The sequence below is a fragment of the Dialister sp. CAG:357 genome (assembly GCF_000435155.1).
Taxonomy (GTDB): domain Bacteria; phylum Bacillota; class Negativicutes; order Veillonellales; family Dialisteraceae; genus Dialister; species Dialister hominis.
On record NZ_FR896428.1, the window covers coordinates 1 to 16,077 of the forward strand.

The 16,077-nt window shown below is 52.3% G+C and carries 11 protein-coding genes; 6 read left to right on the top strand and 5 right to left on the bottom strand.

Features of this window, described 5'->3' with window-relative positions:
• Window positions 1-1,236: 1,236 nt before the first annotated feature.
• The 3 genes from M3200_RS05425 to M3200_RS05435 form a co-directional block, all read right to left on the bottom strand.
• Complete coding sequence (locus M3200_RS05425) at window positions 1,237-1,695, bottom strand: arsenate reductase/protein-tyrosine-phosphatase family protein (protein ID WP_022382536.1); 459 nt, start codon at window positions 1,693-1,695, stop codon at window positions 1,237-1,239.
• Window positions 1,696-1,808: 113 nt separating this feature from the next.
• On the bottom strand, window positions 1,809-2,849 hold the full coding sequence (locus tag M3200_RS05430) for a hypothetical protein (protein ID WP_288178166.1): 1,041 nt from the start codon (window positions 2,847-2,849) through the stop codon (window positions 1,809-1,811).
• Between the two features lie 277 nt (window positions 2,850-3,126).
• Complete coding sequence (locus M3200_RS05435) at window positions 3,127-3,675, bottom strand: hypothetical protein (protein WP_022382538.1); 549 nt, start codon at window positions 3,673-3,675, stop codon at window positions 3,127-3,129.
• A gap of 424 nt (window positions 3,676-4,099) precedes the next feature.
• Here M3200_RS05435 and M3200_RS05440 point away from each other — a divergent pair, with 424 nt between their 5' ends.
• From M3200_RS05440 to udp, 6 genes are all read left to right on the top strand, one after another.
• A complete protein-coding gene (locus M3200_RS05440) occupies window positions 4,100-7,477 on the top strand; it encodes an EAL domain-containing protein (protein WP_022382539.1) in 3,378 nt (1,125 codons plus the stop codon).
• Between the two features lie 63 nt (window positions 7,478-7,540).
• The gene (locus M3200_RS05445) at window positions 7,541-8,902 is read left to right on the top strand and encodes a sensor domain-containing diguanylate cyclase (RefSeq protein ID WP_022382540.1); all 1,362 of its coding nucleotides are present in this window, start codon (window positions 7,541-7,543) and stop codon (window positions 8,900-8,902) included.
• Between the two features lie 326 nt (window positions 8,903-9,228).
• A complete protein-coding gene (locus M3200_RS05450) occupies window positions 9,229-9,576 on the top strand; it encodes a hypothetical protein (protein WP_157952062.1) in 348 nt (115 codons plus the stop codon).
• 286 nt (window positions 9,577-9,862) lie between these two features.
• The gene (locus M3200_RS05455; RefSeq protein ID WP_022382541.1) at window positions 9,863-11,230 is read left to right on the top strand and encodes a hemolysin family protein; all 1,368 of its coding nucleotides are present in this window, start codon (window positions 9,863-9,865) and stop codon (window positions 11,228-11,230) included.
• Window positions 11,214-11,999 carry a hypothetical protein gene (locus M3200_RS05460; RefSeq protein WP_022382542.1) on the top strand — a complete coding sequence of 262 codons (786 nt, stop codon included), beginning with the start codon at window positions 11,214-11,216 and terminating at the stop codon, window positions 11,997-11,999. The genes M3200_RS05455 and M3200_RS05460 overlap by 17 nt, the downstream gene beginning before the upstream one ends.
• A 379-nt stretch (window positions 12,000-12,378) precedes the next feature.
• Window positions 12,379-13,182, top strand: a complete 804-nt coding sequence (gene udp, locus M3200_RS05465) for a uridine phosphorylase (protein WP_022382543.1) — start codon at window positions 12,379-12,381, stop codon at window positions 13,180-13,182.
• An 869-nt stretch (window positions 13,183-14,051) separates the two neighbouring features.
• Here the strand turns inward: udp and M3200_RS05470 are convergent.
• Both M3200_RS05470 and nhaA read right to left on the bottom strand, forming a co-directional pair.
• Window positions 14,052-14,603, bottom strand: a complete 552-nt coding sequence (locus M3200_RS05470; RefSeq protein WP_022382544.1) for a hypothetical protein — start codon at window positions 14,601-14,603, stop codon at window positions 14,052-14,054.
• A 60-nt stretch (window positions 14,604-14,663) separates the two neighbouring features.
• Window positions 14,664-15,842 (bottom strand): Na+/H+ antiporter NhaA, encoded by a 1,179-nt coding sequence (gene nhaA / locus M3200_RS05475; RefSeq protein WP_022382545.1) that lies wholly within the window; start codon window positions 15,840-15,842, stop codon window positions 14,664-14,666.
• Window positions 15,843-16,077: the final 235 nt, after the last annotated feature.

Below are 16,077 nucleotides of genomic sequence, written 5' to 3' on the forward strand. Positions count from 1 at the left end.
TATTATTCTGTCTTTCTTGTTGAATCATACCAAGGGGGCGGCGGAGCCGACGGATGAGTTGCATTTCTTCGAGCTTTAGCTCGGTTGTATGGCTTTTCAATTTCCCCATCTCTCATTTCTCATCCCCAATTTCCTCTTTATCAATAGATTACTTAGAAATCATTTATTCCCTTGCATGATTTTTAAGCAGTTACAGAAAAATTCAATAGTATTTAAAAGCCGATAGTATCGTTACTTTTACTGTTTGTCACCCTTAAGAGTACTTTTACGGCGCCAATTTTCTTCAAATGTTGTATAATAATCATAGGCAACTGCCCGCAGTTTACCTGAAAAGACTGTTCCCAGGGGTGAGTCTTTGGAAGGGAGAGTGCCCGGTGAGGTTCCTCCGGTATCGTTACCCGGAAGGAAAGCAGCCGATCGCCGACCCGGACAAGGAATAGTCCCCATGAGGCCTAAGCCTCCGAAACTCTTTTTCGATTGCAGATATACCTGCCGCTTCTCCGAGCATTGTTTGTTTTGTCCGGAGGGGTCCAATGCCTCAATGAAGCTGCCGTATATCCGCCGGCGCAAGCGTACGCCTCGCAAGCACCGGTCCTCTTTTCCAAAGAAGAATAAGGAAGAAGATGCGAAAGCTCTTTCCTCCCTGCCATCAGGCCAGAGTCAGGCCGAAAAGCAGCAAGAAGAAACCTTACGTCTCTCCGCCCGTATCGGACGCCAATCTTCCCGCTCCCGCACGCTGTCAGTGCTTCCGTGGAAAAGTCATTCATGCCGTCTTTCACGTATCCCGCAGACAAGAGCCAGCCGCTGATGCAGCGGCGCGATGGAATCCGTCTTTCCTCCTTCCAATCGCAAGGGTCTCCTAACCCATGCATCTCTTTCGCAGCAGCATAGTTGATATGTTCCTGTGACTAGATCATTCCCAAACTCCAAAAATAAAGAAGCCCTCCCTGCCGGCTGCCATCCGGTAAGGAGGGTTTTTACGTGGGAATTGCGTGTGGATGGAGGCGAGGATGTGCGGTTTTCCACGAGCAACGCGAGGTTGGCATGTTTTCCCTTTGCGAAGCAAGGGAGGGTTAACTCCCTCAAACCAGCCTTCGGCTGAAGAAAAACCAGAAAAGCCTGCGCTGCTCGCAGGGCAGGCTCAGCTCCCCCACGTAAAAGAGCCATGAAGCGTAAATCTCGCTTCATGGCTCTTTCATTTCCACAATTCACTGCTGCAAGGGGGGATGCAGTGAATCATTTCATCCAGCTTGAGAGCTGGTCGATGAGGCCCTTGCAGGCTGCCTCGGAGGCCTTGATGGCTCCGGCGAAGGTGCCCTCTTCATAAGGGTTCTCAATGTCCCCTTCAAATCCTGCATATTCGGAGAGCAGGTGGATCTTGTTGTCGACGTCGCCGCCCATAGTATTGAAGAGGGCGGGGTTATCGGGGTTGTCGACGAGAAGGATGAGGTTGTAGTTGTCATAAGTCTTCCATTCGAGCGGAATGGGGACTTCGGGGGTGACTGGGAAGCCTGCAGCCTCGAGAGCGTTCTTTCCTTCTTCACAAAGTGGTTCACCTTTGCAATCTTCGATTCGGGCACTTTCTGCTTCGATGCGGTCTTCGAGGTCAGCATCCTGAATGAGCTGCCTTGCGATGAAGAGCGCGGCAGGCGGCTGCCCGGTTCCGGTGTGGGTCAGAAACAGGAGTTTGAACATTGTAAGCTCCTTTCCAAGTGGAACAGAATATAAAGGGGTATGTTCTTAGTATAAAGGAGTTTTGTAAAGATTGTGTAAAGAAATAAGTAAAGTTATGGGTAAGGAAATGGGGATCAGAGAGCAACGAGGGCCTCTTTGGCGGGCGCATAGCCCAGGGCTGCGGCTTTCGTGAGGAGCTGGCGGGCGAGGGGGAGATTTCTTTCTCCGCCAAGTCCCTTTTCAAGGAGCAGGGCTTCGTCGGTCATGCCCGGGGCGGCGATGATGTCGCCTCTTTCCGCAGATTTCCTGTACCATTTCAATGCAAGGGCATAATCCCTTTCTACACCTGTCCCGTCCTCATAGCATTTCCCGAGGAGGTACTGGCTCGTGATGTCGCCGTCTTCCGCGCCTTTCTTGAACCAGGAGGCAGTTTCCTTGTCATTCTTCGGGACGCCGCGGCCTTCCTGATAGAGGAGTCCGATGTAGCGGGCGGCTTTCATGTGGCCTAGCTTGTCAGCTTCCTTGAAATAGGCGAGTGCTTTGGCTGCGTCTTCTTCTGTCTTTCCATTATAGAAACGGAGGCCCTGGCTTAGGACTTTGCCGGCAATTTCATGCTTCTCTCCCTGGGAAAGGCCGCTTTCGTTGAAGGAAACGGGAGTGTTGTCCAGTGTCTGGAGATAGAGCCAGTCACGGATGCCCGGGATATTGTAGGCAAAGGTCCATGTGTACATGTGGTTGCCGTTCTGGAAGACGGTGTAATTGATGGCAGCGTCCTGCTTTTCGATCTGGCGCACGAGGTCGGCCATGGACTTGGAGTCAGCGTGGCTGTTCCAGAGGGGAGCAGTGGCTACTTTCGTGCCCAGCTTTTCCCAGCGGGAGACAGCGTCGTTCATGCCCGGATACGCTTTCGTGTCGCCTTCGCTGACGAGGATCCAGAGGTTCTTGTCCTTCAGCGCTTCCATTTCCTGCGTGTTCCACTGGCAGGCGACAAGGAACTGTGCGGCAAAGAGGTCCGGATACTTATCGCTGATGGCGATGTTTGCCATGCCGCCCTGGGACTGGCCGGTGCCGTAGATGCGGTTCGTGTCGACGGCGTACGTGTTCGTGACATCATGGATGAGATCGGTGACGAGGGTGAGGCCCTTTGTCCAAACGTTTTCATCCGTCGTCATCATGCCGAGGGAGTCGACGAGTTCCTGTGGATACTGGACGGCAAGGACGATGGAAGGATGCTTCTTCTGCTCTTCCTCCGATGCCCAGACGGTCGCGCCGTTGCCCTGGACGAGGGTGATTTTCGGATCGCTGATATTCGTGCTGGCATCCGGGATGAAGACGAGAAGCGGGTAGCTCTTCGATTTGTCATAGCCCTTCGGAAGGTAGAGGTAGTAAGGGATCGTTGCCTTCAGGGCCGGATCAGTGTAAGTGTGCTTGATGAAACCGGAAATGTCCGGCTCAAGGACGGAAGTGTCCGTATAGACCGTCTTTCCAGCAGGGATGGTCTCCCCCCCCCTTGGCCGTGCGGATCGGGCCGGTCTGCGTGACCTTCACGGAGAGGTCAGGCATGACGCGGTCGCTCTTCATGGACGCATCACCGTTCTTGGGGCCTTCCTTTCCTTTGGAGCCGCCCTGCTTAAAGGGCATATCGGACTGCGGATTCGTGTTCTTGATATTGATGATGACATACCTGCCGGCTTCCGTGGGTTCGCCCGGGGATGCCGTGGTCGCTGCCCAGACGGAGGCGATTTCCTTTCCTTCCACGGAGAAATCTTCCACAGAGAGGGAAGTTGTCAGGATTTTCTCATGATATTCGAGAGCGATTTGGGAGACCTGCTCGCCCCAGCCATAGTTGCGGGCGAGGGAAGTGACCGAAGAAACGAGAGGGGCTGCTGTTTCAGCTGCCGGCGCAGTACTTGCCGGAGCAGGCGCTGCTGCCAGACTTGCGCCGCCTCCCAGAAGACAGAGCGCACATGCCAGTGCGCAGATCATTTTTTTCTGTTTCATGGATATTCTTCTTTCGAGCGGATGTCCGCTGTCCTCATTGTAGCACCGGGGAATATAAAAAAGTCAAGAGAAATACGTAGGGGAGGAAAGGAAAGAAATCGGGAAGAAATGGGAGCCATCCGCAGGAAATCCAAAAGTGACCACTCAGCCGAATGATAGAAGTCTTACGGATATAATAAAAAAATAAAATAAAAAATCAAAAGCCATAAAAGATTAGTAAGACACGAAAAAGCCCGATCGTATCGGATTTTCTTCGATATTTTTCGTTCTTCCGGCGCGAAACTGGCCGTTTGAAATAATAGACTATTTACTTATTTTGTCGAAAATATTAAAATAAAAATGAGACATAAGCATTCTTTGTGCAATGCTTATTTGATATATATAAGGACGTTCTAGGGTGAACGATTCAAGGCGGTGAATATGGATGTTGGATGAGAAAACGATTGAAGAGCTCCATTCCTATTATGACAGGCTCCCCGGGGGCATTTGTCTGGTCAAGGCAGATGATTCCGAGGAAATTTTGCTTGCCAACGCGGAGCTTCTGAATTACTACCAGTGCGCGAACTGGCAGGAGTTCAAGGAGCTGACCGGAGGGACGTACCGGGGCATGGTGGAAGCATCCGACTATATTCCGCTGAAAGATATCGTAAGAGTGAAGGGGCAGCCGGAGGCAAATTATGCCTACTTCCAGTTCCCGTACAGGACGAGAGAAGGCCATTTCAATAAAGGAAATGCGCTCCTGATCCGCACGACGCAGAAGGGGCTCGGGGACATCTGGTCCATCAATGTCATGAAGAGCAAGTACAGCCGCGCGCCCGGTGAGACGGAAAATATCACAGGGCTCCTTGGGGGTACTGCGTTCTACAAGCGTGTCAATGAACACATCCAGATGGAAAAGATCGACGGGACCGGCGGACTGTACTGTTCTGTCTATTTCAACCTCACGAACTTCAAATTGTACAACTCCAATTACGGCATTGAGCAGGGCGACGAACTGCTCCGGAAGGTGGCGGACGTACTGCGCGCGCATTTCCCGTACTCCATCATCGCCCACTTGAATGCCGATAATTTTGCCCTCGTTGCGCCGCGTGACGGCGTCATCGAGCAGGTGGAAGCCGTCTGCCGCGAAGTCGATGAAATGATCGACAATTTCAGCATCACACTGAAGGCCGGCGTCTTCTTCCGCGACCCGGACAATCCGTCCGAATATACAGCCAACAGTGCTTTCGATATGGCCAAGATCGCCTGCGACTCCATCAAGGGCGATGCCAGCAGGAGCTGGGCCACGTACACCGAGACGATGGGGAAGAACCTCGCTGCCCGCGCGTACGTCCTGGAGAATTTCGACCGCGCCCTGAGAAACGGCTACATCAAGATTTTCTACCAGCCTGTCGTCCGCACACTGACAGGGAAGCTCTGCGGCATGGAAGCGCTCGCCCGCTGGGAAGATCCCGAAAGAGGCAGACTCACGCCGGACATGTTCGTTCCGGTCCTTGAAGATGCCAAGCTCATTTACAAACTGGACTCCTACGTCGTCGAGCAGGTCGGGAAACGTTTGCGCACGATGGAAGATTCCGGCATGCCGGTCCTCCCGATTTCCGTCAACCTGTCCAGCGCCGATTTCGATCAGGTCGATCCCCTCGACGTCGTCGAAAGAGTCGTCAGGAAGTACCGCCTGCCCAGAAGTTATATTCGCATAGAAATCACCGAAAGCGCCCTCGTCAAAAACGGCAAGAAGCTCCAGCGCGAAATCGACCGCTTCAGGAAAGCGGGCTACCAGTGCTGGATGGACGACTTCGGAAGCGGCTACTCCTCCTTCAATGTGCTGCAGAATTTCCACTTCGATGAACTGAAGATCGATATGGCCTTCCTGCGCAATTTCAATGACCAGAGCCGGAAAATCATCAAATCCATCGTCCTCATGGCGAAATCCCTCGGCGTCCATACGCTCGCTGAAGGCGCCGAGACGCAGGAACAGGTGGATTTCCTCCGCTCCGTCGGCTGCGAAAAGATCCAGGGCTACTTCTACGGTCGTCCGATGAAGTATGATGACCTCCGCGTCCACTGCCGCGACAAGAACCTGCGCGAAGAAACGCGTCAGGAAGAATTTGCCTACGACAAACTCGGCCTCATCAATGTCCTCACCGGTGCGCCGGTCGCCCTCTGCGCCGTCAATGACAAATCGATGAGAATCCTCTACGAAAACGACGCCTACAAGAAAGTCCTCGAAGGCGTCAGCGTCAGCGACCTCCGCCAGGCCAATGCCAATCTGGCGGCCGACGACCTGCCGATGCACAAGAAATTTAGGACCTTCGTCGACAAAGCTGTCGACAGCATGAAGAAAGAATCGATGACCTACGTCGACAATGGAAAGTACCTGCGCGTCAATATGGAAATCGTCGCCAGGACGAACCAGATCAGCGTCGGCCGTCTGGCCCTCTACAACATCACATTTGACGATAAATTCAAGGAAACGAAGCGGTATGACGAAATCTTCAGAAACGCCATCCTCTTCTACGACGGGATCTACTATGTCCACATGGACACGGGCGTCCTCGAAGTCCTTGAGACCATTAATCCGCTCCTGAAAGCAGGTGACCGCATCCCGTATGCACGCCAGCTCATCGCGTGCTATGCGGCCCGCTTCATCCACAGGGATGATCAGGAACGCTTCATGCAGTATGCAGATGCCAAGAGACTGTATGAAATCGCGAAGGCATCGAAACGGTCCGAAGCAAACAACGTCTTCCGCGTCAAGCAGAAAGACGGCAACTACCGCTGGAAAGAATTCGACGCCATCGTTCTCTATAAATCCCAGTCCAAGGACCTTCTCCTCTGCCTCAGAGACGCCACCATGGAACGCCTCCGCGAAAGAGAAGAGAAAGTGCCTGAATTCTTCGAATCCTTCGGCTACGTGCCAAGAAATGAAACAAGGGACTACAACCAGCAGAACAGCCAGATTTTCATCAACAATGCCCTGCAGTCTTTCCTCGACTTCTCCGGCATCAAGTTCTTCTGGAAGGACAAGAACCGCCGCTTCAAAGGCGCTTCGAACGCTTTCCTCAATTACTACGGCCTGAAGCTGGAAGACATCCTCGGCAAGACGGACGAAGACATGGGCTGGCATATCAACGAAGGCCCGTACAAGGACGACGAATGGGCCGTCCTCCGTCATGGACGCGTGAAACGCCACGTCATCGGCTACTGCATCGTCAAAGGCGTACCGCACACCATTGCTGCCTCGAAATTCCCGATTTATGACGGCAATGAAATCGTCGGCCTCGCCGGCTACTTCAACGACGTCGACAAAGGACTCTGGCGCCAGGAGCAGCAGGTCAAGATCGGCCTCACCGATCCGGGCACTGGACTCTTCGGCTTCCGCGGCATGATGATGACAGGCCTCCAGTATGCGGACAACTACCGCCTCCATGGAGAAGACTTCTGCGCTATCATGCTCGACGTGCCCGACTTCGATGCCACCGTCCGCATGTACGGCCCGCAGATCAGGAAGAAACTCCTGAAACGCATCCAGAAAGCGCTTGATACCTTCGACGTACAGAAACGCGCACTCGGCCATATCGGCGAAGGCGGCAATTTCCTCTGCTTCGTCAAAGGACAGGATGCCAAATCCATCCACAAGTACTTCATCCAGCTCGCCAAGAATATCCATGAAATCACCAAGATCGACGGATACGACTGCACCCTCTACCTGCGCTATTCGACCGCATGGTGCTCCGAGTCCAAGAACCTCGACGGCATGCTGCACCTCCTCATGGAACGTCTGAATGACCAGAAACTCTAGAAACGCAGCGAATCCGACTACATCGGCGACTGCATCTCCTTCGACAGGAGAAAGTTCGACGACATGGACGAAAGAGTCGCCATGAGCGATCCCGATACATACAACCTCGTCTACCTCAACAAAGCCCTCCGCCACGACCTGGGCCTGACAGAGGATGAAGACATCACAGGAAAGAAATGCTACGAAGTCCTCGAAGGCGCCAAGAGCCCGTGCGAATTCTGCACGAACGAACGCCTCTCCAGAGACTACTTCTATAAGTGGGTCCACCACGACGCAAGAACCGGCCAGGACTACATCATGCGCGACACCCTCGTACCGTGGCGCGGCAAGAACTACCGCTTCACCTTCTCGACCTGCCTGAAAGACTACGTAGGCAAGTACCTCAAGGAGAACGGGGAAATCGTCGGAAAATCCGCAGCGAATGAAATGATCGCCATTGCCCTCGACGAAAGAGATCCCGACGCCAGCATCGACAAAATGCTCGAAAGCATCGGGGAAGCCCTCAAAGCCGACAAAGTCATGATCTTCGAAGAAGATGAAGAAAACGTCTCCGCTACCTATGAATGGAAGAAGGAAGGCGTTCCTTCCACCATCGACAAACTCCAGAAAATCCCGCGCGAAAAGGCGAAAGCCCTCTACCAGGGCTTCGTCCCCAGCGAAGTTACCATCATCAACGACCCGGAAAGAATGAACAAGGCCTTGAAAGACGGCAACATCAGTGCCGTCAAAATCAACAGCCTCGTCTCCGGGCACCTTGCCATCAACAGGAAATCCTTCGGTTTCGTCGAAGTCGTCAACCCGGCACCCGACAGACTGAAAGACGCCTCCCTCCTCCTGACAGCCGTCACCAGATTCCTCAGCGTCCTCATCCGCAACAGAGACATCTACAAACGCTTGAGACAGCTCAGGAACACCGACCAGCTCACAGGAGTCATGAACAGGCATCGCTTCATGGGACTCATGCAGCACATCCCGCAAGGCGAACCCATCGCCCTCATCTACGCTGACTTCAATGACCTCAAAGACATCAACGACACCGACGGCCACGAAGCAGGCGATGAAGCACTCAGGAAAATGGCCTGCGCCATGTGCTCCGTCGTAGACCAGAACCGCGTCTTCCGCGTAGGCGGCGACGAATTCATAGCCGTCGCAGAAGAAGTCAACCTCGACGACGTCAAAGAAATCGTCAAGAAAATGAGACAAGCCTTCGACGAACAAGGCGTCAGCGCAGCCCTTGGCTACGGCATCTTCAAAATGCCCATAGACGACATAGAAGCCGCCATCGCCGAAGTCGACCACTGGATGTACTACGACAAACGCCGCGCCAAAGAAAAACAGCACAAAGACCAGGACTTCATCCCCGACCACCTGCCGGAAAAAACCGCAGGACAGAAGGAAGAAGGAAAAGAAAACCCAGAACAGTAAAAGGAGAAAAGGATAAGACCTTCACAACAGGGGGAAGGAGATCCTTTATATCTTCAAAAAGATAAAACCTTTACAACTGGGAAAACAGAACGACCCGAGAACCGGGGGGAAAACATACAACCGGTAAAAACGAAAACCGGGAAACCGGGAAAAGCTAAGACCGGGAAACCGGGAAAAGCTAAAACCGGGAAATAAAAAACCATGCCAGACCAAAATGCTGGCATGGTTTTTTAGTGGGAAGAGAAAAGCGAACAACCTCGCTTCGCTCGCAAAAACTTTTATAAAAACCAATGAATACTGCACCTCTTTCCCGGCAACTTTAGAAAATGTATTTTCTAAAAAACCATAAAACCAGCCTAGAAGCTGAAGAAATGCAACTCATCCGTCCGACATCAGAATTTAAGGTCGGGCACCTTCCCTTCCAGGGCAAGGTCAAAGGCATTCTTCCCCGCTGGGGCAGGTCAAAACCTTCCGGATCGACGCGAATCACCTTTATCAACTGCAATGTACTGAGTCCTGATTTTCAGGGCCGTAGGCCGGTCTTAACCTTGCTCCGGGAGGAGAAGGTGGCGGCGGAGCCGACGGATGAGTTGCATTTCCTCAAGGCGCTAGCCTTGGTTGGCATGTTTTTTCAGCCGAAGGCTGGTTTAAGGGTGTTTGACCTTGCCTCGTAGAGGAAGGTGGCGGCGGAGCCGACGGAAACATCATTTTCCAGCCTGTAAGGCGGCTGTATGGTTTTTAATCTCTCCTCTCTGCTGTCCGTTTTTAAGCCTTTCCTACTTTGCCATTTCCTCGACTCACCATCATAAAATTTCCTATTTCCTCAAATCACTCCCGCGGCTTGCTGTCAAAAAGTCGCATTTTGTCCAGCATGCGTGGTACATGCATGGGATTTACTAAAAATCATGATATAATAAAGAAAAAATAATTTATTTTTCTTTATAGGAGGAAATCACAAGTATGGATGACGGCCACATATGGGGCGAATTATTGATCATCATTTTGCTGGTACTGGCCAATGGGGCTTGTTCTCTGGCGGAGATTGCCATCGTAGGCGCCAGGAAAACGAAGCTGCAGGAAATGATTGACGCGGGCAGCAAGAACGCTGTCTACGCGCTGCGTCTGGCGGAGAAGAAGGAAGAACTCTTCTCCACGATCCAGGTGGGCATCACGACCATCAGCATCATCACTGGTATGTTTTCGGGCGCGTCGCTGGCGGGTCCTTTGGGGCGCGAGCTGGAGAAAATCTCGTTCCTTGCCCCGTATGCGCAGGGCGTCAGCATGGTCACCGTCATGGTGCTTGTGACGTACTTTTCATTGATTATCGGCGAGCTCGTCCCGAAATGGGTCGCGATCGCCATTCCGGAGAAAGCAGCCTGCGCCATTGCAAGGCCGATGATCCTTCTTGCGACCGTCTGCCGTCCGCTCGTGCTTTTCTCCACGTGGTCGACGAAAGTCGTCGTCAATCTAATCGGCGTGAAAATGGGCGGTGAGCAACCGGTCTCCGAAGAAGAAATCCGCGTCCTCCTCCAACAGGGGGCAGAACTCGGCACCTTCGACAAGGAAGAACCGGAAATCATCGACAATGTCTTTGAACTCAACGACCGCACCGCCGCTGACTGCATGACCGCGCGTCCGCAGCTGACATGGCTCGACCTGGAAGACACCGAGGAAAAAATCTGGAAAGACATGATGGAGACCACCCATTTCAGGCTTCCTGTCGGGAGCGGATCCCTCGATGATTTCAAAGGCCTGGCCGACCTTTCCGAAGTCCTTATGGACCAGCACCTTTACCCGGACAAACCGCTGAAGGCATCGCTCATCGAAAAAGTACGCCAGCCGCTCTTCATTCCGGAGACACTCATCCTGACGAAACTTCTCCGCTTCTTCCGCACGAAGGGCGTCCACGAAGCCGTCGTCATCGACGAGTACGGGACATTATCCGGCCTCATCACACTCCATGACGTCCTCGAAGAAATCGTGGGCGACATGCCGGGCGACAAGCAGGACATCATTGACGAGAAAAACAAATTTATCCGCCGCTCCGAAAACTCCTGGCTGGTGGAAGGGCTCTGCTCCATCGATGAATTCAGGGAATATTTCCACATCGAGGAAGAGCTGCCAGGCGAAGCGGAAGACTACTACAAGACTTTGGGGGGCTTTATCACCTACCTGCTCGGCTACATTCCGAAAGAAACGGAAAAAGCAACCTATGACCGATTCACATTCGAAGTCATGGACTGCGACAACCGCAGAGTGGATAAGGTATTGGTAACGGAAGGAACTCCTTCCGAGAAGGAGCAAAAAGAAAATGGCAAAAAAAATTGATGAAGAAACCATGCTGGAGAACATAGAAAACCTCCGCAGTGAACTTTCTGAAACAAAAGGATTCCTGCAGACATACATGCTCGATCCAGATCCCGACTCCCGCCCCGCTGAAGACGAAAGACTGAAAACCGTCGTCCGCCTCGCAGGAGAAATGGAAGATATCCTGGCCCAGCTCACCGGCGGCGTCCACACAGAAGAAGTCAAAGAAGAAACTGCGGAAGAAAAAGAAGCTGCTGCTGAAGAAGAAAAAGACGAAGAAGTCATCAAAGAAGCAGAAGAATCCGAATACACCGAAGAAGAACCAAAAGAAGAAGCTGATGACGAAGAAGACGAAGAGGAAACCGAAGAACCGGAAGAAGTCTCTCTCGAAGGCACTCCTGAAGAAACAGAAGAAGACGCAGAAGACGACTTCATCCCGGTAGCCCAGGACATCTCCGAACCCGCCGACGACATCAACCTCGAATACAAAACCCACGAACTCGGAACACCTGGCGAAGACGAAGACAACATCGAAGCAGACTGGAACCTGAACGAAGAAGACATGATGCCAGCCTTCCGCGCCTACGCCACCAGCGAAGAACTCGAAGAAAAGAAAGCAAAAAGAAAGCAAAGAAAGACAAGAAAAAAGACAAAAAGAAAGCAAAGAAAGACAAGAAAAAAGACAAAAAGAAAGCAAAGAAAGACAAGAAAAAAGACAAAAAGAAAGCAAAGAAAGACAAGAAAAAAGACAAAAAAAAAGCAAAGAAAGACAAAAAGAGCAAAAAAATGAACAAAGAAGCCGGCCTCTTCGCCGACGTCGAAACATTTGAGTAACAAAGAAGAGGTCACCGGAGATGGGGATGCAGCATTTCCTGGGCCGTAGGCCGGTCTTAACCTTGCTCCGGAAGGAGAAGGTGGCGCCGAAGGCGTCGGATGAGATGTAGTTCCCAGCCTGTAAGGCGGCTGTATGGTTTTCTCATTTCTTGGCTGTCCCCGTTAGGGGAAAGTGGCGCCGGAGGCGACGAAAGGGGTTCATTCTCACTCCCTCCATCTTGCTTGTACGCTTTACACTTTCGTTCCAATTAAAGAGGATGTACGACGATCACTCGTTACTGCATCCCCTTTTTCATCTCAAAAGACAATTTGTTTCCATGAAAGAAGGAATCATTATGCCGAATTATGCCAAAGATGGCGAAGTCATGTACCACACCGGCCTGACCAAAGAAATGATAAAAGGCGCCAAATACGCCCTCGTTCCCGGCGACCCGGGACGCGTCGAAGGCCTTGCCAAAGCCCTTGATCCGAACGCCGCCTTTGTCGCCAGCCACAGAGACTTCACCACCTGGACCGCCGAAGTGAATGGACAGCCTATCCTCGTCATGTCCACCGGCATGGGCGGCCCCTGCGTTACCTTCGCCGTAGAAGAACTCGCCCGCCTCGGCGTCAAAACATTCATCCGCGTAGGCACCACAGGCTCCATGCAGGAAGACCTGAACCTCGGCGACATCGTCATCAACAAAGCAGCAGTCAGAATGGATGGCGCCTCCAAAGCCTACGCCCCCATCGAATACCCCGCCGCTGCCGACATGCGTGTCACACTTGCCTTAGAAGAAGCCGCAAGGACCCTGAAGATCCCCTTCAAAACAGGCATATCCGTCTCCACCGACAGCTTCTGGCCCGGCCAGGAACGCTACGACAGCTACGCCGGCTACGTCCGCCGCGCCTACCAGGGAAGCCTCGAAGAATACCAGCACCTCGGCTGCACCAACTTCGAAATGGAAAACGCCACCCTCTTCACACTCTGCGACGTCATGGGCCTTTACGCAGGCTCCGTCTGCGGCGTAGTCGCCAAAAGAACCGACAGCGAGACAGTCGCCCCACACGACGTCTACGAAGAAGCAGAAAAAAGATTCCAAAAGACAGTCAAGCTCGCATTAAAAATGCTCACAGGACACTTTCTCGTGAGGATTTGAGGATAGAAAAAATAAATGGTACGAAAAAAGGACCTATCGAAGGTCCTTTTTTCGTTGTCAGACTGCGCTGACGCCGCTAACACTCGCCTTTCCAGGGGAAGGGCCGTAGGCCGGTCTTAACCTTGCTCTGGAAGAGAAGGTGCGCCGTATACCAGTTGGCAATGATGGTAGGAGCAAGAATGACTCGAAAGTTTGTGTACGGGGCGGATGAGTTGCATTTCCTAGGCCATGGGCCGGCTGTATGGTTTTATCATCATTTCTCTCGCTCCCACCATTGCCGCTAAAATGCCAAGGTACGCCTTCTGTTTAGAAAAGATGGGAAAGAAGGCTCTTTCTTATTACACCTTTACAACCGCCCCAAGGTGCGAATGGGAACACCAACAACCAAACTTCGTTCGAGGAAAACAAGCCAACCTCGTTCCACTCGCAGAACCTTTTTATATGAAAGAAATTAAGGGATACTACACTCTTTCCCCCGGCAACAGCTAAAAGATTAGCCGGGCCTCCTTCCTCTCCGAGGCAGGTTTTCTCGATTCTGATGGATAGTATCGAACGAGTATCATACGATTATCATTTACGGTGAACGTATTTAAATCACTATTGATAATAGCCGTTCTCGCCGTTGCGGAAGGTTTTGACCTACCCCAGCGGGGAAGGAGTACCGGACTTCAACTGTTGCCGGGGTGAAGGTTTTTAAAGAATGCATTTTCTAAAGTTGCCGGAGAAAGGAGTGCAGTATTCATTGGTTTTTATAAAAGGTTCCACGGACGAAGTCCGGTTTTCCGGTTTTGTGAGCAGAGCTCACCATCAAAAAAAGACCCTCGACGGGTCATTTTTTGATTCCTATTCTTCTATTCATATTCATACCATTACAATTTCGTCGTCATTCTCTTCACATCCACCGCATATTCTCCATAGTTGGACCAGGAGTTGATGACTTCTTCGATCGGGAAGATGGTGTTGATGGAGCGTTCGTCGGTGACGGTGAGGAGCTGGGAGAACCAGGTGTCCCGGGCGAGCATGAGGGTCTTCTTGTCCATGTGGAAGAGGAGGGCCATGTCGAAGGAGACTTGGTAGGCTCCGTGGTTGACGTTGACGTAGTCGGTGACGATTTCTACTGAATTGATCTTGCCGCCTACGGGGAATGTGCTGTAGGGGAGGTAGAATTCGTCTCTCTTCAGCTGCCCCTCGTTTCTGATCGGGTGGCAGGTGAAGCAGGTCATGCTTTCCATAGCTCCGAAGAAGGGGAGCTGTTTCGGTTCATTGGCGACTTCTATGATTCCGTCATTGAGATGGATCCGGCAGTTTCCGTAGGTACGGGAAAATCGCTCGTCTTTCGCACATTCGTAAGAAAGGAGTGTGGATTCCTTGGTGCGCGAAAGCAGCGCGCGCATGCTCTTGGTGAAGGTAGCTTCTACCATGATGGTTCCCTTTCCCCCCGGCGGGTGCCGCATCCGGTTCTATGCAGGGGAATGGCCGGCTTAATTCACGTTGGTTATCGGACTTGCCTCCAAATTTTGTGGGTGAGGCGTGGCAGCGAAGCGAAGAACCAGGTACCCGGCGATGCCGGATAGAAGTGATCCGAGGAATATGCCGACTTTCGCAAGTTCGCGGGCGTCGCCTGGAGGAAATGCGAGAAGGTCGACGAAAAGACTCATCGTGAAGCCGATGCCGCAGCAGAGTGCTATGCCGTAGACATGTGTCCAGGTCGCAGCTGCCGGCATGGGAACCAGTTTTGTTTTGACTAGGATATACATTGTCCCGAAGACTCCGACCTGCTTGCCCAGGAATAGTCCGATGGCGATGCCAAGGACCACGGGCTGGAACAGATCCGAGATCTGGAAATGACCGAGATAAACACCGGTATTCGCAAATCCGAAGAGGGGCACGATGAGGAAAGTGACCCAGTTCGTGAGGGCATGCTCCCATTCCTGTACCGGGGAGACTGTGCGCCCTTCCCGCATGCCGCGGAAGGGAATGGCGGAGGCGAGGATGACGCCTGCCAGTGTCGCATGAAGTCCCGAGCGGAAGACGCAGTACCAGAGGACGATGCCAAGCATGAGGTAGGGGATCGGACGGATGTAACCGATTCTGTTGATGTAGAAAAGGAGAGCCGTGACCGCCGCTGCGCCAAGAAGGTACATCCACGCAAGTTCCTGCGTGTAGAAGAGAGCAATGATGACGATGGCCATGAGATCATCCATGACGGCCAGAGTCGTCAGGAAGACTTTCATGGATATGGGAACCCGGGAGCCCAGGACGGAGACGATGCCTATCGCAAACGCGATGTCGGTCGCCGTCGGGATGGCCCAGCCGGAGAGATACTCAGGATAAGAGAAATTCACGATCGTGTAGACGATGGCCGGACAGATGAGCCCGAAGAAGGCCCCGATGCCCGGCAGGAAGCGCTTGGCATTCGTGTTCAGCTCGCCATGGATCATTTCCCGTTTCACTTCCAGTCCCACCTGCAGGAAGAAGATGGCCATCAGCACATCATTGATCCATAAGTGCACAGGAAGAGGACCCAGCTCAGCATGAAGGAAATGCTCGTAGTAAGGAGCAAGACCGGTATTCGCCATCACAAGGCCCAGGATTGCGGCCAGGAAGAGGAGCACTCCGCCCGCCGACGCAGATTGAAAGAAGAATAAGAGTGGATTCATAGGTTAACCTCCGATTTAGCTTCTCTTTGGAGAGAAAGGAACATTTCCGTATAAGAAAAGGATTTGTCACTTCCTATACGTACGCAACAGATCCTTTCCCTGAAAGATGGAGTTATAGTAGGGGTAACACATTCGTGTTTATCTATATCTATTTATATTATATCATCACTTTTCGATATAGCAAATTATTCGCAAATAAATTTTCCCCGAATTGCAATAATAAGTTGAACACCCG